Source organism: Shewanella sp. 10N.286.48.B5 (assembly GCF_002874355.2).
GTDB lineage: Bacteria > Pseudomonadota > Gammaproteobacteria > Enterobacterales > Shewanellaceae > Shewanella.
On record NZ_MCVG02000002.1, the window covers coordinates 124,434 to 145,208 of the forward strand.

Below are 20,775 nucleotides of genomic sequence, written 5' to 3' on the forward strand. Positions count from 1 at the left end.
AGTTTTGTTTTGTGTCTATTAGTGACGAATACAGTCAAATCGAAGAGACAATAAACCCAGTGTAGATGCAGCAGCGAGCTTCCAAAACATGGATGTTTTGGCAGAGCTTACAGGGATGTACTTGCAGCGTCTCGCAGTTGTATCTGCACATAAGCCTGCGGCAGGCAATGGATTAGATGAAAGTGATAACCTTCGATAACCTACCCAATAAAAACCAAGCAAAACAATTAATTAAGACCATAAGCCATATTCAAGTATAACCACTTAAGGAGAGAATTGGTTAGCCTCGAATACATGCATCGAGTATGCCATTTAAGGAAGAAAAAGCCATTTAATAACATGCGCCAATAAACTCCCTTATAAAGTTTACTCTGACCCAATTATTTACTTGCCATTAGCTAGTAGTCAATATTCAATAACAACATAATAACAAACTGTTACCTTCCTACAGAGGACTTTCACCTCATTAGTTCATGCCTATGCTGGGCGTACACAAGCCACTCAAGCAGGACTTTTAACAGTTGGTTAGGTTCCGCTTCGCTTCACATTATAACCAACTATTAAAAGCCTCTTAGTGGGGCGCTAAGTTTCGTTCTGCTATAGTTTTAACTATCTAACTATCTAACTATCTAACTATCTAAGGAATTTTCATGAAAACAAAAATATTTATAACGCTAACTTTGATGACGTTACTTTCTGGGTGTCCTTTAGAAGGTGATAGCGGAAATACTGGAGGAACAGGAGAAACAGGAGCTACAGGAGAAATAGGAGCTACAGGGGAAACAGGAGCTACAGGAGCTACAGGGGAAACGGGAGCTACAGGGGAAACAGGAGCTACTGGGCAACAAGGTGTAGACGGAGTTGCTGGCATTAATTGCTGGGATCTAGATGGTGATAGAGTTGACGATGCCGATGAAGACGTCAATAAAGATGGTCTATGGGATGCACATGATTGTGCTGTCGCCGCTAGTTCTGCACAAAACAAGACAATAGAACTGAATCATCAGCATATGTGCGAGGCTTTAGCGGCTATATCTGTATATCCAGTAGGCTGTCCATCCGCTATTCATACAGTCCCCACTGGCACATTAACAAATATGACAAGAAATACCTTTTTTAATGATGGTACAGGGAATAGACTTCAAAGCTGTGGCGATAGCCCGAACAATGGGTTGCTAAGCATAAGCCTTAGAGATTTCGTGAACCCAGATGGTAACACCGTTAAGCAAGGTTGGTTTGAGGTAGAGGGTGGCTATATCGTTAGTGATGAAGTTATGACAAGAAATGCTGGGATTCTCGATAAGCAATGCTTTAAGGACTGTGAGGCTGATTCAAACTGTATTGGTTCTGTCGCTGTTTATAAAACATCAGAATCTTTCTCCTGCCGTTTATTTTACCATTCAGATACCGCCGGAAAATATGAGCGAGCTTGCGGTATTGATGTCCCAGGTTTTACCGCAGAAGAGCAATGTAAGTTAACTCTAGGTGGCAACACTCTCTGGGCAGCTACGTGTCCATAACAACGAACACTTAACAAGTTGCTTAAATGGAAAAAAACCAGCTCGATTTGAGCTAAAACAAAAAAACGCTAATCGCTTGGTTCAATCCCAAGTCGATTAGCGTTTTTTTGTTGCCATTATCGTTTCAAAAGAGCTTTTCAATACCTTTCAAACAATAACAGTCCTATTAAGCTTCTTTGGCTAAATGCTTATATAAACCTTGGTATTCAGCGCAATCCTTCATTAACTCTTCATGGGTGCCACTGGCGGCAATCAGCCCATTATCCAGCATATGAATTTGATCCATTTCAGCCATGGCGGTGAGTCTGTGGCTGATCATCAGTAAGGTTTTACCTTCAGCAAACGTAAACAGTAAGCGTAAAATTTCCCGTTCGGTGCGTTTATCAAGCCCTTCGGTTGGCTCATCAAGCAATAAAATAGGCGCATCACGCAGTAATGCACGAGCCACCCCAATTCGGCGCTGTTCGCCACCTGATAACTGACGCCCGCCGTCACCAATCCAGCTGTCTAAACCAATTTCTTCACCGCGATCTGTAGCCGTTACGGACTCAAGTAACGTGCCTAAGCCCACTTGCTTTAACACTGCGATTAAGCGCTGATCATTGGCCTTTTTCTTTTGCCCCTCAACATAAGGTAAGGCAATGGTTAAGTTATCGCGTACTGTGCCAGCAAATAAATGCACCCGCTGACTCACCACTGTCATCGCGTTGCGTAATGACACTTCGTCATAGTCAGCAATATCATGACCTGATAATCTGATTTGACCTTGTTGCGGCATCCACTCACGGGTGATCAGTGCAAGCAAGCTTGATTTACCACAGCCCGTTGGCCCAAGTAAGGCCACTTTTTGGCCTTGGGTTATATGTAAATTAACCCCGGTTAAAATTGACCGCTCAGCTTGATAGCCAAAGTGAATGTCGTTTAACTCAAGTTCTGTAGCAGCTAATTCACCCCCTTGAAATTGGCGCTCACCGTACTGAATATCCCCTTGCTGATCGGTAATTTCAGTAATACGTTTAGCCGATAACACACAGCTAGATAAATGCTGAAACGCCCCAGAGATTGGCATCATCATTTCAATTGACGCCATAGTAGCAAACACCATTGTCGCCATTAAGGGGCCTGGCGGCACCTGCGCACCAACGCCTTGTCCAGCAAGATATAACATCATTACCACAGCAAAACCGTTCACCGCAATCAATAGCCCTTGGCTAAAACCAGTAATATTGGCCATGGCTGTTTGGCTGTTAAATAAGGCTGTTTCAGCATCACGTAATTTTTGTCTATAACGATCATTAGCTGCAAAAATGCTTAATTCAGCTTGTCCCTGAATAACATCAAGGATTAACACTCTAAAGTGGCGCTTAGCATCTACCACAGCCTCACCAGGTTTTCTGCCTAAGCGATAGAATATCAATGGCAGCACTATCCATACACTCAGCAACAAACCACATAGGCTTAACGCTAGGGTTAAATCAAACCAAGATAAAAATGCATACAAGGCAATGATGGTCAATAACGACGCTGTCATTGGCACCAGTAAGCGTAAATACAAATGATCTAAGGTATCGATATCGGCCACAAGACGGTTAAGCATGTCGCCTTGTCGTAACCCTTGCAGATTACTGGCACTAAGCGGAAACAGCTTTTTCCAAGACCAAACCCGTAAATCCGTAAGTAATTTAAAGGTCGCCTCATGGGTAGCTAAGCGCTCACCATAACGACTTGCGGTGCGGGCAATAGAGAAAAAACGCACCCCACCAGCAGGAGTAAAAAAGTTAAAGGCTAATGCCGTGGCTGCAGTTAAACCCGCGATGGCGGTTGCGGATAAAAACCAGCCCGATAATGACAATAAACCGATACCCGCAAGGATAGTAGTACAGGTAAGAAACAAGCCAATGGCCATCATCAGCCATTGGCGTTTAAACAATTTAAGGAACGGATATAAAACTTGCATTATTTATCCTCCTTAGTGCCAATGCTCTGCGCCATTTCGGCTTGGTTATTTACGTTTGCCGCGTCAGTATCAGATTCAGCAGTAATAAACAGTGATAAACCATCATCTTGTTGCTGCATTGATTTGAATAAACCCGGTTGCTGGCTGAGGGTTTTATAGTCGCCTTGTTGCACAAGGTTGCCATTATCAATCACTAAAATATTATCCATATCTTGTAGCTGGTCTAATCGATGGGTGATCATCAAGCTGGTTTGCTGCAACTTGGCTTGATTAAGGGCGGCGCTAACCAGTTGCTCACTTTGGTTATCAAGACTGGCGGTGGGCTCATCCAACAAGAATAAGCTCGCAGGTTGCGACAACGCCCGCGCAAGGGCAATACGCTGAGCTTGTCCCACTGAAATACCCGCTGATTGGTCACTAATAATGGCATCAAGCCCTTGGGGATGAGCCTGAACAAAATCAGCAATATTGGCTTGTTGCAGTAACGCCATAATCTCAGCATCGCTGAGCTGTGCGTTGCCTAGGCTGACATTATCGCGGATAGAGCCATGGAACAACTGCGGGTCTTGACCTAACCAAGCAAGCCTTGAGCGCCAATAGTTTTTATCAAGTAAACTCAGCTCAGCGGCATTAATTTGCAGTGAACCTCTGTAAGGTAAAAAGCCCAGCAAGGCATTTAATAAACTGGTTTTACCGGCGCCACTTGGGCCAACAATAGCAATATGTTCGCCGGCTTTAATGCTAAATGAAATCGGCCCTAATAAGGGTTTTCCCTCTAAGGTGAGCACTTCAAGATCTGTTGCGGTGATCACAATTTTACTGAGATCGGTGTTTCGCAGCTGGCCAGTTTGCTCGCTAAAGTTTTCGTCAACTTGCTTTAATGGATTAGGATGTTCAAGAAGTACTACCAAGGCTTCTGCTGCACCAATGGCTTGTGCTTTAGCATGGTAATGGGTGCCTAAATCACGTAATGGCTGAAAAAACTCTGGCGCTAAAATCAGCACAAACATACCGGTAAATAAACTAATTTTAACCCCATAATGACCAAAATTAAGGTGCTCTAGGTAGCTAAAGCCAAAATACACCGCCAGCACAGCGATAGATAGCGCGGCAAAAAACTCCAGTACCGCCGAACTTAAAAATGCCATTCTCAGCACTGACATAGTGCGTTGCCTAAAGTCTTCTGAGCCAGTTTCGATTTGCTTTACTTCAGCTTCTGCGCGGTGAAACAGCTTGAGGGTACTTATGCCCTTTAAGCGATCCATAAAATGGCCGCTTAAACGTGACAGCGCGCTGAAGTTTTTACGATTAGCATCGGCGGCGCCCATGCCCACTAAAATCATAAACATGGGGATCAACGGCGCTGTGGCCAGTAAGATCAGCCCTGAGGCCCAATTGAGCGGAAATACCGCCACTAAAATAATTAGCGGAATAAACGCTGCCAGCATCATTTGCGGTAAATATTTAGCATAAAAATCGTGCAGATCTTCAACTTGCTCAAGAACCACACTGGCCCATGCCCCTGCTGGTTTACCTTTAATAAAAGCTGGACCTAAATCGGTGAGCTTATTGAGCACAGCTTCACGAATGTCGCCACGAAGGCGTTTACCCGCTTCAAAACTCAAACGCTCTCTAGCATATGCCAGCACCGCTCTGACTAGAATTAAACTAATTAAAGCGCCAAATTGCAGCGTAAAACTGCCCATGGGTAATTCCAGCATGATCACCCCATGGAGGATGGTCGCCAACAAGTAAGCTTGGGCAACAATTGCCACCCCATTAGCGGCCCCGGTAAAAATGGCTAATTTAAGGAAAATACCACAAGATGATTTCTGCGATTTAAGCCAGTGAGTGAGGGACTTTTCTAAAGTTTTATCCATTAGATTCCTGAAGAGAAATACGCCTAGATTGGCGCAGTAAAGTGTGGAAAATTGCCGCAGTATCGCAAGCTAAAGCCCTAGATTACAGCCGCCACCTTAGAAGTGTTAACTGACTCACACAATACTAATAAAAATTATAGTAGGTAAAGCTTATTAACCTTGTTTAGAGGGTTAAAAGATCTGCTTAAAAACCACAGCGGCTTTGATGACCAGAGCCATAAAAACTCCCCATGACTAAAACCATAAACATTGCTACGTTCAAATATTAACCATTGACAAATACCCTAATTCTACCCACATTTAGTTAGTCCTTTTTAATGACTAAAAATTCACTGTGGAGATGCAATTGAATGCAATTTGATCTTCCTGCGCTGCGGGCCCAAGCATTTGATTATTTATTTGATGCTGTGGTGGTCACCGACACTGAAGGTGTTGTGATCGATTGGAACGCAGGTTCTCAATCTTTATATGGCTATAGTAAAGCCGAGATACTGGGTCAACACGTCAGTATTTTGCATTCGCCGGAGGATACTGAATCTATCACCGAACAAGTGATGTCTGCAGTGGCCAAGCATGGCAAGTGGAGCGGTGAAATTCGCTTTAAACATCAAGATGGCACCATAGGCTGGATTGAGTCCATGTGTATCCCGCTGTTTGATGAGCAACAGCAGTTTCTCGGCGCACTCGGCATCAACCGCGATATCACCAAACGCATTGAAGATGCCCAGCGGTTATTAAACCTTGCCTATTACGATCAACTCACCCAAATGCCCAATCGTCACTTACTCACTGACAGAGTCGGACAATATATCGAAAGAGCCAAACGCAATAACAGTCGTTTTTGTCTGTTTTATATTGATTTAGACGACTTTAAAAAGGTCAATGACAGCCTTGGTCATAACGAAGGTGATCAAGTGCTAATAGAAGTGGGCCGCAGGTTAAATGCCCAAGTCAGAGATGCTGACACCATTGCTAGAATGGGTGGTGATGAGTTTGTCTTAATGATTGAAGGCATTCACGACAACAACGACATTGCCGCTGTGGCAGATACCTTAATTGCATGTTTATATAAGCCCTTTCAATTGGGCGAACAATCGGTAAACGTTAATTGCAGTATTGGTATCGCCACTTACCCTGATTCGGGTGAATGCTTTGATAGTTTGATTAAATCAACTGACTTTGCCATGTACAAATCCAAGCGCCAAGGCGGAGCAACCTATCGTTTTAGCTAGCCTTATCAGGCTGCTGATTTAGCTACTGGCTTTAGCAAGTCGCTTAAGCCGTTGGCTCAGTTGGCGCAATCGCACCAAATTTCACTAACACATGCCAGATTAACTTCAACTGCTGTAACTGCTGTGCTTGCTTACCGCGCTCACTCCATAACATTGGCTTTAAGGTGAGATCCATTGCCGCTTTGCCAATTAATTGTGCGGTGATTAAGCCGTCTTTCGCAATTGCTTGAGCAAGTACTGGCATATCAGGGCCACGAAAATCTTTTGGCACGCTATCAACTGTTAATTGATAACCCTGATGCCACAGCAATCTGATGTCATATTCCTCACACAGGGCTTGCATGCAATCCCCCACTTCAGTGAGTTTAAAACTTGGGTCTGCCACCAGATAAGCAATATCATCATCCAGTGATACATCACCGTGGATCTGCGCTTCGATATAATGATCAAGATTACCTAAGGGCTGGCGAGCAAAGCGTACATTAACTTCCATAGGCAGCTGCTGTAAATGCGTAATAATCTGCGCCGGTTTGATATTAGCCAGCCCCAGCGCATAATGGCGCTCAAAACTTTCACTAAGTAACGCCGCTAAAATCACTTCAAAACACTGCAGCGTGCCCTTTTCTTTTGGCAAGCGATATGAATCCATATAACTAAAACTGCAGCGAGATAACACTTGGGGCTTTGTAATGAAGTAACAACTACCAAAACGGGGTGCTGGGCCTAGTGGGCAAAAACCTAAATCTAAAGCGCCATATTTAGGCCGATGTTTTACCCCAGAGTAGCATTGACCAAACAGTTGGTTCTCCCAATGATCTCGAGGGCCACCTAATTCAGGTGATAACTGGCCATTGGAGATATGAGTCTCAAACTGGGTTTTATAATAGCCATCTTTTAATAGCCCAGCAGCCACACTGAGCCCGCGACTATCAATGCGATCGGGATGAAAATGCAGTGCCACTTGGCCGTGGGCATGTAACTTTTTCATTCCCTGCTGCACATCTTGGCTGGAAATATTAGACATCAGCAAAATATTTTTAATCACCGAACAGGCTTGTTCACGAAGGCAAGCCAGCGTTTTTTCAATATGAACTTGCGCGGCAAACTGCGGTTTCATTTATCGCGACTCCATTCGGTAAGTGATTGTATTTCATTGTATGTTAAATAGCCGACTTTGCCATCAAAGATTAATCCTTATTCATCGATTTCGGCCATTGTGCTGAGTGAAAGTACCGCTAACACCAGCGTTAGCTGTGGATGCCATGCCCTAAGGCCAAGGGTTAAATTGGCGATTTATTAGCACTTATGCACCTATTCAGGTAAGCTTCACGCCCGCCACATTCTGGCTCCCATTTATTGTAAACAACGTTAGCGTTGACCAAAGAGATCATTCTATGAGTTTTGCCTCCCTTGGCTTAAGTGCAGCAATTTTAAAAGCTGTTGAAAAACAAGGCTATGACACGCCTTCCGCTATTCAAGCACAAGCGATCCCTGCTGTACTTGAAGGCAAAGATGTTATGGCTGCAGCACAAACCGGCACCGGCAAGACAGCAGGTTTTACCCTGCCACTACTAGAATTACTTTCAAAAGGTCAACGTGCACAGCGCGGACAAGTTAGAGCCTTGGTATTAACTCCAACACGTGAATTAGCCGCTCAAGTTGCTGAAAGCGTGTCAACGTATGGCGCAAACTTACCGCTAAAATCTGCAGTGGTATTTGGGGGCGTATCTATTAACCCGCAAATTGCAGCACTAAGAAATGGCGTTGATGTTTTGGTGGCGACACCGGGTCGATTATTAGATTTATGCCAACAAAAAGTATTGAGCTTTAGTCAGCTTGAAGTGCTTATTTTGGATGAAGCCGACAGAATGCTGGATATGGGCTTTATTCGTGACATTAAGAAAATCTTAGCCATGTTGCCAAAGCAACGTCAGAACTTAATGTTCTCAGCCACCTTCTCAGATGAAATTCGCGAGCTGGCTAAAGGCTTAGTGAATAACCCAGTTGAAATTTCAGTAACGCCACGTAACGCAACAGCGAACACGGTTGATCAAGCGGTATACGCCATTGATAAAAGCCGTAAAGCTAAAATTCTAACCAAGCTAATTAAAGAAAATGATTGGCATCAAGTGTTAGTTTTTTCACGCACCAAACATGGCGCCAACCGCTTAGCAAAAAACCTAGAAGCTGATGGCATTAAAGCGGTTGCTATTCATGGTAACAAGAGTCAAAGCGCTCGTACTAAAGCTTTAGCTGACTTTAAAGCGGGCACTGCACAAGTGATGGTGGCCACCGATATCGCTGCCCGTGGTATCGATATTGACCAACTGCCATTTGTGGTTAACTTTGACTTACCGAATGTGCCTGAAGATTATGTGCATCGTATTGGCCGTACTGGCCGTGCGGGTGCATCTGGTCAAGCGGTATCATTAGTGAGTGATGAAGAAGTCAAATTACTGCATGATATTGAGCGTCTTATTAAGCGCGTAATTGAACGTAAACAGATTGCCGGTTATGAAGCATGTCATACTTTGCCTGAGCCGAATTTGAATCGCGCTGGTGGCCACAACAGCAACCATAAAAAGCCGAACCCAAATCGCCGTAAGCATGCGAGCCAAAACAGCAGTGATAGATCAGGTAAACCAGAATCTAGACATAGCTCGCGCCAGAATTCGCGCGCTGATGCCTCGGCAAATTCAACAGCGGCTAAAAAGCCACAACGTCGCCGCCAAGGTAACAATAGCGCCAATAGCGCAGCTTCTGGCAGTGTGAATCCTTACGCTAATGCAAGACCTAAGTCCCGTGACTAATGCTAATCGCTAAAGCGAGTTCTCGATGAATTAGCTCAATAAAAAAGGTATGAAGACAATAGTTTTTATACCTTTTTTTTGGGATTTTTTGTTGAGCACTACGATACTAGGGGAAGAGCGACACTGATTAATATGCTATCCGGAGTCGATAACGGTCAAGCGACAGCTACATAGAATCAACAGTACTGAGCTTTACATCAACAGCACTGAGCCATAAATAGATATAAAAAAGCGAGTTTAGTATTAACTAAACTCGCTTTCAATTCAGTGAGTAACGCTAGCGCTACCGACTCAAAATAATATCTACAAGAACCAAGCGCGGTAAGTTTTACCTTTTAAGCGGCCTTTAGTGATCTTGTTAAGTGCCTTTTTAGACGCGGTGCGTTTCACTGCCACAAATGAACGGATATCGGTCACTTTAATTTTGCCAATGTCTGCGCCATCAATGCCATTTTCGCCAGTTAAACCACCAACGATATCGCCAGGGCGAACCTTATGCTTCTTACCTGCATCGATTTGAATGGTAACCATCTCAGCTTCAAGTGGCATTTTCGTTAACGCACTCATGGCTGGTAATGCTTCACCGTCGATTTCGCGGCCAATTAGCTCACCGATTTCAACCATACGATGACCATCTTCATGACTATAGAAAGTGTAAGCTGCGCCAGTACTGCCCGCACGACCGGTACGGCCAATACGGTGAATGTGTACTTCGGTATCGTAGGCAATGTGATAGTTAAATACCGCGTCTAAGTCTTCGATATCTAAACCACGAGACGCCACATCGGTTGCCACTAATACGCGGGCACTTTTGTTGGCAAAACGCAGTAACATTTGATCGCGCTCGCGCTGCTCTAAGTCGCCATGTAAGGCTAGTACGCTAAAACCTTGTTCAGCTAACGTATCCGCCACTTTTTGAGTTTCACGGCGGGTGTTACAAAACACCACCGCACTTTCAGGCTGCTTATCCAGTAACAATAACTGTAAAGCCTCCATACGTGCATGATTGTCTTCGGTTAGATAAAAATGCTGATCGATAGTGAGGTTGTCGTGCGTCGCTTCAACCTTAACCATTAATGGCTTATACATGATTTGATCAGCAACCTGCTTAATTTGCTCTGGGAAGGTCGCGCTAAATAGCAAGGTTTGACGCTCACGCGGCGTGTCTTCAATAATTTGGTCTAATTGCTGCTGAAAGCCCATTTCTAACATGCGATCGGCTTCATCTAAAATCAGCATGTTAACGTTGCTTAAATCTAAGCGATTGCGATCAAGATGATCAACAATACGTCCTGGGGTGCCAACAATAATGTGCGCGCCATGTTCCAATGAACCAATTTGTGGTCCCATTGGTACGCCGCCACACAATGTTAGTACTTTCACGTTATGAATGCCGCGAGCTAGAGTACGGATCTCTTTTGCCACTTGGTCGGCGAGTTCACGTGTTGGGCACAACACCATGGTTTGGATGCGAAAACGTTTCACATCTAACTTGTTTAGTAAGCCCAAACCAAATGCTGCAGTTTTACCTGAGCCGGTTTTTCCTTGGCCAATCACGTCATCACCTGCAAGGATTGCTGGTAAGCTCTCAGCTTGAATTTGAGTCATTGACTCGAATCCCATGGTTTTGAGATTTTCAAGCAAATCAGGTTTAAGATTTAGTGATGCGAAAGCCGTATTAGCGGCTTGTTGAGTAGACTGACTCAAGGCGAATATCCTCTGATATAAAACGGGTACTGAAACAAAACGAGTGCAAACAAAACAGCCAAGATATTTATACCTTGGCCTAATTGCATATTGTAGCAATTTTATCCGCACATGGCAGATATATCTTTGCTAAATGATCTTACCAAAGCGCCCTTGTTGGTAATCATCTACTGCTTGATCTATTTCCGCTTGGCTATTCATCACAAAGGGGCCCATATGGACTATTTTTTCATTAATGGGCGAACCTGCCAGTAACAATAACCCTGTCTCGGCAGAGATAGCATTGTTAAAATGACTTAGCTCAGCTGACAATAACAATAACTGTCCGGCGCTGGCCGTCATCAAGTCTCCATTGGCGGCGATATATTCAAGCTCACCTTGATAGATATAGGCATGAACCACCTCATGGCTGGATAAATCAATTCTGGCGTGGCCATTAGCTGCGAGCGTTAAATCCGCAATGGCACCATTGCCCGCCAAGCCTTGAATACTCGAGACTAATTCCTCAGCGTCATTGTCCCTATCATTGCCAGCAAATTGCCAATGGCCAGCAAGCGCCTTTAACTGCGCACCGTCTTGGTTAGTACCCGTTGGATTAGCCTTTTCTGAGGTATCTTGATAGATCGCCGGACGCATTTTGTCTTTAGCGGGCATATTGAGCCAAATTTGAAAGCCATGTAGGCCATCTTCAGCATCGGCTAATGGCATTTCAGAATGAATCACCCCACTGCCAGTACTCATCCACTGCACATCGCCAGCGCGTATGGCTTTAACATTACCTAATTGATCGCGGTGTTCAAAGCCACCCTTACGAATATAGGTAAAGGTTTCAATACCGCGATGAGGATGCGGTGGAAAACCACCAATGAAATCTTGCTGATCATCTGATTTGATCTCATCAATCATTAAATAAGGATCAAAGCGGGTATTGATAAAATCCGCAACCCGCTTAATGTTAACCCCGTCACCATCCATTGCTGGTCGAGCGCTAAAACGGCCTAATACTTTCATGATGTTCTACTCTATGAGTGATTAATAGCCTTAGCTTAACAAGCAACTAATCGAATAAATATTGTAATAAAACGCTACTTTTAGTCGATTTAATCGGATAGTTATTAGCGGCCAAATTGAACGGTCATAGCTGAATACTTATAGCTAAAGAGGCAAGGTTATTTTACAGGTTACTCTTTTAAGGCTTACTCTTTATCAAAGCTATCCACCACTATGGCGCCCATAGAGGCTGGCATAGTAATGATAATAATCCGCCGTAATGAGGTTATGGGATCGTCTAATAAGGGTAATTTATTAAGGCATAATAACACCAAGCTCACTACCAAGGCCGCCATCAAATAAGCGATAACGATCCGAAATATAAACACAATAACCCGTGATTTAACATCATGTTGAAACACGCTGTGATAGGTAAATAACCCCAAAAACACCACCGACAACACAAACAGCATCATGACGTTGATTAAGGGTAAAGTCTCACCCAGTTTCCACGCTTCTTCAGAAAAAGAAATCGGTACAGCTAAAGCAAAAGCGCCGACAAATATTTGGCTGGCATCTTCCATATTAAAATTAAGTTTCATAAGCAACTCTTTACTTAGACGGTGTTTTAAGCGAGATCATTCGATCGTTTATTTAAGGTTTGCCTTTAGGTACATCATGGGGCGCTAGCATCTTCTCTACCACGACCCACTGCTTAAACTGCGCTTCGGTGAGTAATCCAAGGGCAAGGGCTGCCACTAGTAGTGTCGAGCCATCTTGATGAGCTTTTTTAGCGATGCTGGCGGCATTATCATAACCAAGGTAGTCATTAAGCGCGGTTACCAGCATTAATGACTCATCACAAAACTTAGCAAGTTGTGCTTCATTGGCACTAATACCGCAAATACATTTATCAGTAAAACTGCTACAACCATCTGCCAGTAAAGCAATTGATTGCAGTAGGTTATAAATCATCACTGGCTTAAAGGCATTGAGCTCAAAATGGCCATTGCTGCCTGCCACTGAAATGGTTGTATGATTTCCCATAACCTGCGCCGCTATCATAGTTAACGCTTCACATTGGCTCGGGTTCACTTTAGCGGGCATTATCGATGAGCCGGGCTCATTTGCAGGCAGATTAATTTCCCCTAATCCACAGCGCGGCCCAGAGGCCAAAAAGCGGATATCGTTAGCAATTTTCATCACACTGACGGCCACGGTATTTAATGCGCCACTGGCTTCAACAATGGCATCATGGCTCGCTATGGCCTCAAATTTATTGGTCGCAGTAATAAAGGGCAATTTAGTCAGCTTGGCAACTTGCTGAGCAAAGCTTATATCAAAGCCTTTAATTGAGTTCATGCCGGTCCCCACAGCAGTGCCGCCCTGAGCCAACTGTAATAACGCAGGCATTACCGCTTCAACTCGAGCAATGCCATGACTCATTTGGGCACTATAACCTGAAAACTCCTGACCTAAGGTCAGCGGAGTGGCATCTTGAATATGGGTTCGACCGATTTTTATAATATGATTAAATGCTACCGATTTTATCGCTAGCTGCTGCTGTAAATGCCTTAATGCGGGCAACAATTGCTGGTGTAACTCCAGTACTGCTGCGATGTGCATTGCAGTGGGAAAGCAGTCGTTTGATGACTGGCCTAAATTACAATGATCATTTGGGTGCACGGGGGTTTTACTGCCAAGCACGCCGCCAAGCAATTCAATGGCGCGATTAGCAATCACCTCATTGATATTCATATTGGTGTGAGTGCCCGAGCCAGTTTGCCATACCGACAACGGAAAGTGTTCATCCAGTTTGCCTTGCATCACCTCGCCAGCGGCCTGTTCAATCGCTTGACCAATATCAGTATCGAGAATGCCAAACTCCATATTCACCTTGGCCGCACATTGCTTCACCATTCCCAAAGCATGAATTAATGGCTTGGGCATCGTCTCGACCCCAATAGCGAAATTGATTAAGCTGCGCGCCGACTGAGCGCCATAGTATTTATCCGCAGGCACCTTTAATGGCCCAAATGAATCCGTTTCTGTGCGAAATGTGCCCATAAGGTTATCCTTTGCAGCCGAGCTATTGATGACACAAGCTATAGAGCTGGTTTGAAGTCTGCGTTAACAGATTAGTGATAAGAGACTAGTGATAAGAGACTAAGTCGATCCTGAATAACTGGTTAACTTAGCCTACTCTCGGGGTTAAGTGAGCCTTTTAGGGCAGTAACAAGCTAAACCAACACGATATCAGATCGCATGCTGTACAAAATATACAGCGCTTGTTCTTGATCCCGCTGGCTAATATTATTCATTTCAAATGCCTGCAATGCATCATCCAGTACCGCCATAAATTCAGCCGCCGATATGTTCATGCCTTTATGTACCGAGAGCATATCTTGGCCTTTATACACACTTGGGCCGCCAGTTCCTGCAATGAAAAATGTCGCCGCGGCATTTTTTAGCGCTACGGGATCTGATTTGGCAAATCTTGGGGAGATTGTCGGGTTGGCCATATGCAAATCGACCAAGTCATTTGCAATACTCTCAATGCCAGCACTGCCGCCAAGACGTTCATACAGTGAATTACTCATAAACTATATCCTTGCTTTGATTCAGGTGAATCACATTGGCGTTTAATATTTAACAGCGAGTTTATTACGAAGAAATATCACGCCACTCGCCCTAAAGGGCACTGATAAATTGTAGGCTAAAATGGCGAAATGAGAGGGCTGCGACTCAATAAATAGGACTATTGATTGAGCAAGGTTAAAGGTTGGCAAAACTCAATTAGGTTTACTTCTAGCTTTTAGGTGAGCTTTGAGAGAGCGCGTTGAGACTTTATATTAACACTAAGATTTAGCACTAAGATTTAGTGCTAGTTTTCAGCCTAGGTTTTGGTGCTAGTTTTAGCCTAAAGCGCCAACGTTAGCTGCTGATAAAAATTGCATCTTGCATAATACCTTAAGAGATCAATCCAATCTGCCAAAGAAATTAATTAACCCCCTTACTCGAGTATATTTTCGTTTATTTTCAATAAACAGCATTTAAAAAAATAGCCAAGCCAACTAACAATACCAATCAGCTTAAAGCCATCCTCAAACAAAATACGTGAGTCGCCAATAAAGGCCTCGATTGGAGTTTGAAACTGATCAACCAACACTGACAAAGCAAAAAAAACAAAGGCGAGCAGCAGAATTAGATACTGCGTTTTTAGGATGCACTTTCTGAAAACCACCATCCAGCAAAACATTAAACTGAAGTAAGCCAATAGAAAAAACTTCTCTTTGATAGCTAAATAACGCGGAAAAATATAATCGTGCAGCATAAAAAAGTCGTCACATAATAGCAGCGTGGTTAATAGGCCTGAACACAACATAAATACAGCGAACCACTTTTCTTTAGGCTGATGACGAAAAACCTCCCAAGTTAAAAAGCATATGGTCGCAGCAGCTGCCCACAATAAAGCGCCAACATTTGATGTCACCCCAGTTAAAGGATTCACTTCTGCCGTCGCAGCGAGATCACGGGTAAAAATGCCAAAAGGTAAATCCATTGTGGTACTGGCGAGGATAACAAATAGCAATAAGGCAAGGGGTAAAAAATAGAGAAGAAAGAAGAAACCGGTGAGATTTTTAGCCTGAGAAACTATCTGCATGTTCATGTTTAAACTTTTCCTAAACGTTTTGGCAGGCTCACCCATTAGAGTCGACTATTTAAGTTATAGTCGTAACTTGGGTGATAGTAAACTTTAGCGCTTGGGGTTTTAGCTGTGTGTTCTTGTGACTTGAATGAATGGAAAAACCCTATAGCGATCAATCTGCTTTCACAGTTTTCTTACTATAATCCGGTAAAGTCTGTGCAACTCTACGGCGAAGATCATAGCTTATGATTCTGAGCGATGAATAGCCAAACAAAGCTTTCTATTAAGCATCTCTCGATATAAAGCACAGTTTAATATTGCGATGCCATACATTTCAAACGCCTCTTCAAATACTCGGCGCAGTTTGTACAATAAGTCAGCCTTGGAATCGACTAATCCGTGCTCTAACATCACAGCACCTAGATATTCAAAACCAATAGCCCCGGTAAGAAAAATCCCCCCTGAAAGTACAAAATAAAAAGCGCTTTGTTTTGATAATGACCTTAAAAATGGCACTAGCGAGACGCCTACAAAAAACACAAACACCCCCCCAAAAGGTAACCATGTGTGTGAGCTAATTAAGGCCGGTATGATGTCTTTCGCAGCAAGGTAATCATGAATATTTGAAAAATTTTCGTGTACCCCTACGCTCTCATCACAGGATAATAATAAAAATAACACTGCTAAATATAACCAATAATTAAAGCCTTTATGATGATTGGCTTTTTCAAATAGATATAAAACAAAAAACAATATTGACGCTAATAGTAAATTTAATACCGAGAAATAAGTCGGAAAGCTTTGCTCATTACCTACGTCAAATAACGGCAAGAAACCCAATACATATTCATGTCCAGTGATATGAGCATAAATATAGGCAGCGAGCCCAGCAAGAACCAACAGGGTGACTATTGAGAACTGAGTAATACAGAATGTAGATAATTTGATATTCAATTTTATGTCCACAACCACTCCTTGCATCGCGTCATCTGAATTAAACTCAAGGCCTGTGCAGTTTAAATTTCAAGCAAACAATAGCTTAAACATAGCTTTGCGATACCGCTTATGTAAAGTAATATTCTGACTAAAAACCAACAAAAAAGGACTCGATATCGAGTCCTTGGATGAATTAGCCTGAATTAACACAGTGGCCAAAAAATGCCCCCAAATTAAACTTCGAGTCTTATACTTCGAGCCTTACATTAACCATATTAGCGGCTGTTATTGGCATCGTACTTGAGAAAACAGTGCTGTTTGAATCGTGGAATAAATATCTAGTTAACCTCTGTTTTTCGGCAACCATACTATTTCATTTGATCCCTACTGCCACCGAGATTATGACCCGTTTCCCTATGGATGACCCCATAGTGACATCATTAGAAGACCCTTTATTGCAAAAAACATTCTTAATCATTTTTATGGTATTTATCAGTTTTGTTATTTACCAAATGAACTGGTTACGCAAACAAAAATAATCCATAAAAAACCGGCTTAATTACTTAAGCCGGTTTTTTCACTAACAGAAACTTACACTTAAAATCAATATACTTAGACAGTTAACCTACTGGAAGCTATACAATAAGTAACTTAGCTAGTGATAAATCCGCTTTAAAGATCATTGAACTGCTGTAGCCATTCACTGAACGAATTAGACACCTTTTCAACCGTCCCCCTACCTTGATTATAAAACCACACAGCCACATCTTGCTGCTGAGTTTGACACTCGGTTTGCTTAAAGCAAAACATGTTGCCCTTACAATCAGAGGCAAACAAAATATGCCCTTTTGGCATGCCGCTCATCTCATATAAGTTGGACAGTAACGCCACATCTTCAAGGCTTAAAAAGTCCTGCACTTCAGAAATATCTACACCTAAATCGCAAATTTTTGTCAATACATTAGGGGTGTGCACCAAGCCATAGGTTGAGATTAAATACTTATATGAGTCTGGCAGCACTGCCGTCAGTTTTGCTTCAAGTTCAGCGATAAACTGACTCTTTATTGGCACCATGGCATTTTTACTGCCCCAGTTTTTTACAAATAGATCGATGCTATTCATGCCTACATATTCCCAAAACAACTAAAGCCAGAATACTGGCCAAAAAATTGTGACTAAAATACCAGAGAAACCCAAAAAGTCCGCGGTTTAACTGTAATTAATATTAGTTGACCACTTGTATCTTGAAGCTTTGGATGATTAGCAATCTGTATCACGCTATGTGCTTCCCCAAAAACGGCAAGGTTTTTCATTATATTCAAGCCTTACCCATGTCAGCCTGAAACAATGCAGGTATGAGTAAGCTAAACCTGCTGCATTTTGTTTGTACTGTGACTGATAAACTTAACCTATGGCTTGATTTTATCAGTGTTTTATCAATCTTTTTCTGTTTGTTTTCTGATATTAATATGATTTACAACTATAGTTATTAGATAGGATTGGCAATGATAATGGATTACTAAAGGTTTATGGATATGAAAACTTTTGCACGACTTAATCTTAAGCAGTTAATGGCTGTTGGTGCGGTTTCAATATTTATTATTTTGATACTTTTTTTAATCGCCAATCAAAAAACTATTCAACAGCGACACGAGCTCGGAGTGTTTCAAAATAAGATATCGCTTGCCTCCAATACCCTTTTACAACTTCGCCGATTGGAAAAGGATTTTATCCTAAGACGTGAAGAGCAATACATCACCCAGCTTAATTACAGCGAAAGATTATTAGAGCAACAACTGCTGGATATCAATAGCATATTGATATCCCATGACTTACAAATAGACTTTAACGGCCTTGACAGTATCAAGAGTGTCGCCCGCTATACCAACACCTTTAACGAACTTAGCAAGCAAACCTTTTTGATTGACGGAGATGACCTTGAACCTGGTTATCAAGGCAGATTTAAGCTTGCGGAGCTGGCATTTGAGCAAGATGCTTTGCAGCGTCATGATGCTGAATTAAACCTGGTACTGCTTGATATTCAGCAGCAGACTTTCGAGTTTTTCTCCAGCTTTGACCCAAAGCAGCTTGAACAAATTACGCTGCAATTTGACACGCTTGGCTCACTTCTGGGCCGAAATAATATCGATAAATCCATTACTCGCCATTTAGAAGCCTATAAAAACGCATTTTTCACGCTACAAACTGAACATCAAAAGCTTGGCTACGACTATAAATCAGGGCTACAAGGTGAGCTTCGCGCCTCGATTCAACAGGTTGAAGAGGAGCTTGATGGGTTATTTAATCAACTTCCAAGCATGATAGATGAGAAAATTAAAAATTACTTATTGTATGACTATCTGCTTGCCTTATTATTATGCTTACTTATCTTTATAACCTTATATACGGTCAACATTGCCAGCCATCAACTTGAAGAAGAACTGATTGACGCTAAGCAAGATGAAATAAAGGCCAATCGGGCTAAAAGCTCGTTTCTCGCGAATATGTCCCACGAAATACGTACTCCGTTAAATGGCATTATTGGCATGACCGAGATCCTCACAGACTCTAATTTAAACGCCATGCAAAAAGACTATTTAGCGACGATAAATGCATCCTCTCAAACACTATTAATGCTTATCAATGATATTTTAGACCTCTCCAAAATTGAATCGGGCAAGTTTGATATTAATGTTCACACTTGCGCCATAAAAGAAGTTATCTACGATACAGCAGCCCTTATCGCCCCCAAGGCACAGCAAAAAGATATCGAATTGCGTATCGATATGGATGCACAAATACCGACGTTAATCCGTGCCGATGAGCAAAAGCTAAGACAAATTTTGATGAATCTGGCATCAAATGCGATTAAGTTTACCAGCTCAGGTTCAGTGCAATTTACCTTGCGACAACAGCCATTAAAAAGCGCCCAAGACCATAAGGTTAATTTATATTTCTCAGTAAGAGATACTGGTATTGGAATAGATGAGGACAAACAAAGTCAGGTATTTGAAGAATTTAAACAAGAAAGCAATAGCACCTCTACTGAATTTGGTGGCACAGGTTTAGGGCTGGCTATTTCAGCAAAAATGGTTCAAATGATGGGCAGTAAAATTGAAATCAACTCAACCAAAGGAGTCGGCTCAGAGTTTTATTTCAATTTGATTTTAGACAAGCAGGCCCATACAGCCCCTGCTAAGCCAGCTCAAACCATTTATTACTGTGCTAACGAGCATGAAACCCTATTACTGCAAAATTTGGATGAATTTAACTACCCTGTCATCTTACTTAAGGCCTTTGATGAGCTGCCTGAATCAATATCAGACAGTGCAGTATTACTGCTCAAGCAAACTCCCACGACTAAAGCCTCTGACATCATTAACATAACTAAAGCTTACCCAAACTTGCCTGTGGTGCTATCTCGTCATAACAATGATAGCAAGGATGACTTTGGCGAATCCATTTCTGGCTACGTCACAATCCCATTGTTAGGGCTTAGATTAGATACCTTACTGAAAACCGTCACAAGATCAGTTACTGCTGACATTGAAAGCACTCAAGCGACGATGAAGAGTGACAAACTTATTTTGCTGGTGGAAGATAATAAAATTAATCAGAAAGTGGTTGAAATTAACTTAAAAAAATTAGGAATAAATTACAAAATTGCCAACCATGGTGGCGAAGCGCTAGAAATATATAAACGTCACCATAAAAACATCGAATTGATACTGATGGATTGTATGATGCCAGTTATGACAGGCTTTGAAGCCACTGAGGCCATACGCGCTTTTGAAAAGGTAGAAGGCTCAGAGCCTGTGGTTATCATAGCCTTAACCGCTTCAATTTTAGATGATGATATTCAAAAGTGTTACGATGTGGGCATGAACGATTATTTACCTAAACCCTTTAGACGCGAAATTCTGGTAGAAAAGCTCACTAAATTTATTTGATGTCTTTTATCTGTGCTTTATTTATAGCGAAACTCAATTCACAGCTAAGCTCAATTAAAAGCCCACTACAAGAATACACTACCAAATTTGACTGATGAAAAAGGGGGATTAAAAGTAGCCTCCTTAGACCCTGTTGAAGCGAAT

Annotated in this window: 16 protein-coding genes; 5 read left to right on the top strand and 11 right to left on the bottom strand. The window is 42.5% G+C overall.

Features of this window, described 5'->3' with window-relative positions; all coding sequences use genetic code 11:
• The first annotated feature begins 650 nt into the window (after positions 1-650).
• Positions 651-1,520, top strand: a complete 870-nt coding sequence (locus BCU57_RS15500) for a collagen-like protein (protein WP_198589931.1) — start codon at positions 651-653, stop codon at positions 1,518-1,520.
• A 166-nt stretch (positions 1,521-1,686) separates the two neighbouring features.
• Here the strand turns inward: BCU57_RS15500 and cydC are convergent, their stop codons facing one another.
• Both cydC and cydD read right to left on the bottom strand, forming a co-directional pair.
• The gene (gene cydC / locus BCU57_RS15505; RefSeq protein WP_102438382.1) at positions 1,687-3,477 is read right to left on the bottom strand and encodes a heme ABC transporter ATP-binding protein/permease CydC; all 1,791 of its coding nucleotides are present in this window, start codon (positions 3,475-3,477) and stop codon (positions 1,687-1,689) included.
• Positions 3,477-5,357: a heme ABC transporter permease/ATP-binding protein CydD gene (cydD, locus tag BCU57_RS15510; RefSeq protein WP_102438380.1), complete on the bottom strand. Its 1,881-nt coding sequence runs from the start codon at positions 5,355-5,357 to the stop codon at positions 3,477-3,479. The genes cydC and cydD overlap by 1 nt, the downstream gene beginning before the upstream one ends.
• Before the next feature lie 350 nt (positions 5,358-5,707).
• On the opposite strand from cydD, the gene BCU57_RS15515 reads away from it, so the two are divergent.
• Positions 5,708-6,589, top strand: coding sequence for a sensor domain-containing diguanylate cyclase (locus BCU57_RS15515; protein WP_102438378.1), 882 nt, complete (start codon positions 5,708-5,710; stop codon positions 6,587-6,589).
• A 43-nt stretch (positions 6,590-6,632) separates the two neighbouring features.
• Here the strand turns inward: BCU57_RS15515 and BCU57_RS15520 are convergent, their stop codons facing one another.
• The gene (locus BCU57_RS15520) at positions 6,633-7,706 is read right to left on the bottom strand and encodes a DUF3626 domain-containing protein (protein WP_102438376.1); all 1,074 of its coding nucleotides are present in this window, start codon (positions 7,704-7,706) and stop codon (positions 6,633-6,635) included.
• A gap of 277 nt (positions 7,707-7,983) precedes the next feature.
• Here BCU57_RS15520 and BCU57_RS15525 point away from each other — a divergent pair, with 277 nt between their 5' ends.
• On the top strand, positions 7,984-9,399 hold the full coding sequence (locus BCU57_RS15525; protein ID WP_102438374.1) for a DEAD/DEAH box helicase: 1,416 nt from the start codon (positions 7,984-7,986) through the stop codon (positions 9,397-9,399).
• A 303-nt stretch (positions 9,400-9,702) separates the two neighbouring features.
• Here BCU57_RS15525 and dbpA read toward each other — a convergent pair whose 3' ends face one another.
• From dbpA to BCU57_RS15560, 7 genes are all read right to left on the bottom strand, one after another.
• A complete protein-coding gene (dbpA, locus tag BCU57_RS15530) occupies positions 9,703-11,106 on the bottom strand; it encodes an ATP-dependent RNA helicase DbpA (RefSeq protein WP_102438372.1) in 1,404 nt (467 codons plus the stop codon).
• 129 nt (positions 11,107-11,235) lie between these two features.
• Positions 11,236-12,117 carry a pirin family protein gene (locus BCU57_RS15535; protein ID WP_102438370.1) on the bottom strand — a complete coding sequence of 294 codons (882 nt, stop codon included), beginning with the start codon at positions 12,115-12,117 and terminating at the stop codon, positions 11,236-11,238.
• Between the two features lie 185 nt (positions 12,118-12,302).
• Positions 12,303-12,698, bottom strand: a complete 396-nt coding sequence (locus tag BCU57_RS15540; protein ID WP_102438368.1) for a DUF2391 family protein — start codon at positions 12,696-12,698, stop codon at positions 12,303-12,305.
• A 52-nt stretch (positions 12,699-12,750) separates the two neighbouring features.
• Positions 12,751-14,163 (bottom strand): class II fumarate hydratase, encoded by a 1,413-nt coding sequence (fumC, locus tag BCU57_RS15545; protein WP_102438366.1) that lies wholly within the window; start codon positions 14,161-14,163, stop codon positions 12,751-12,753.
• Positions 14,164-14,336: 173 nt separating this feature from the next.
• Positions 14,337-14,696, bottom strand: a complete 360-nt coding sequence (locus tag BCU57_RS15550; protein ID WP_102438364.1) for a group I truncated hemoglobin — start codon at positions 14,694-14,696, stop codon at positions 14,337-14,339.
• A 413-nt stretch (positions 14,697-15,109) separates the two neighbouring features.
• Complete coding sequence (locus BCU57_RS15555; protein WP_102438362.1) at positions 15,110-15,766, bottom strand: hypothetical protein; 657 nt, start codon at positions 15,764-15,766, stop codon at positions 15,110-15,112.
• A 222-nt stretch (positions 15,767-15,988) separates the two neighbouring features.
• Complete coding sequence (locus BCU57_RS15560; RefSeq protein ID WP_102438359.1) at positions 15,989-16,711, bottom strand: hypothetical protein; 723 nt, start codon at positions 16,709-16,711, stop codon at positions 15,989-15,991.
• A gap of 281 nt (positions 16,712-16,992) precedes the next feature.
• Between BCU57_RS15560 and BCU57_RS15565 the strand changes: the two genes are divergently transcribed.
• Positions 16,993-17,220 (top strand): hypothetical protein, encoded by a 228-nt coding sequence (locus tag BCU57_RS15565; protein WP_133126443.1) that lies wholly within the window; start codon positions 16,993-16,995, stop codon positions 17,218-17,220.
• Positions 17,221-17,353: 133 nt separating this feature from the next.
• On the opposite strand, the gene BCU57_RS15570 is transcribed toward BCU57_RS15565, so the two are convergent.
• Positions 17,354-17,803, bottom strand: coding sequence for an SMI1/KNR4 family protein (locus tag BCU57_RS15570; RefSeq protein WP_102438357.1), 450 nt, complete (start codon positions 17,801-17,803; stop codon positions 17,354-17,356).
• Positions 17,804-18,216: 413 nt separating this feature from the next.
• Here BCU57_RS15570 and BCU57_RS15575 point away from each other — a divergent pair, with 413 nt between their 5' ends.
• Positions 18,217-20,631: an ATP-binding protein gene (locus tag BCU57_RS15575; RefSeq protein WP_198589930.1), complete on the top strand. Its 2,415-nt coding sequence runs from the start codon at positions 18,217-18,219 to the stop codon at positions 20,629-20,631.
• The last annotated feature ends 144 nt before the right edge of the window (positions 20,632-20,775 follow it).

Excerpts from the sequence above, each read along its gene's own strand:
- BCU57_RS15500 (WP_198589931.1), top strand. The coding sequence starts at position 651 with ATGAAAACAAAAATATTTATAACGCTAACTTTGATGACGTTACTTTCT.
- cydC (WP_102438382.1), bottom strand. The coding sequence starts at position 3,477 with ATGCAAGTTTTATATCCGTTCCTTAAATTGTTTAAACGCCAATGGCTG.
- cydD (WP_102438380.1), bottom strand. The coding sequence starts at position 5,357 with ATGGATAAAACTTTAGAAAAGTCCCTCACTCACTGGCTTAAATCGCAG.
- BCU57_RS15515 (WP_102438378.1), top strand. The coding sequence starts at position 5,708 with ATGCAATTTGATCTTCCTGCGCTGCGGGCCCAAGCATTTGATTATTTA.
- BCU57_RS15520 (WP_102438376.1), bottom strand. The coding sequence starts at position 7,706 with ATGAAACCGCAGTTTGCCGCGCAAGTTCATATTGAAAAAACGCTGGCT.
- BCU57_RS15525 (WP_102438374.1), top strand. The coding sequence starts at position 7,984 with ATGAGTTTTGCCTCCCTTGGCTTAAGTGCAGCAATTTTAAAAGCTGTT.
- BCU57_RS15535 (WP_102438370.1), bottom strand. The coding sequence starts at position 12,117 with ATGAAAGTATTAGGCCGTTTTAGCGCTCGACCAGCAATGGATGGTGAC.
- BCU57_RS15540 (WP_102438368.1), bottom strand. The coding sequence starts at position 12,698 with ATGAAACTTAATTTTAATATGGAAGATGCCAGCCAAATATTTGTCGGC.
- fumC (WP_102438366.1), bottom strand. The coding sequence starts at position 14,163 with ATGGGCACATTTCGCACAGAAACGGATTCATTTGGGCCATTAAAGGTG.
- BCU57_RS15550 (WP_102438364.1), bottom strand. The coding sequence starts at position 14,696 with ATGAGTAATTCACTGTATGAACGTCTTGGCGGCAGTGCTGGCATTGAG.
- BCU57_RS15555 (WP_102438362.1), bottom strand. The coding sequence starts at position 15,766 with ATGAACATGCAGATAGTTTCTCAGGCTAAAAATCTCACCGGTTTCTTC.
- BCU57_RS15570 (WP_102438357.1), bottom strand. The coding sequence starts at position 17,803 with ATGAATAGCATCGATCTATTTGTAAAAAACTGGGGCAGTAAAAATGCC.
- BCU57_RS15575 (WP_198589930.1), top strand. The coding sequence starts at position 18,217 with ATGAAAACTTTTGCACGACTTAATCTTAAGCAGTTAATGGCTGTTGGT.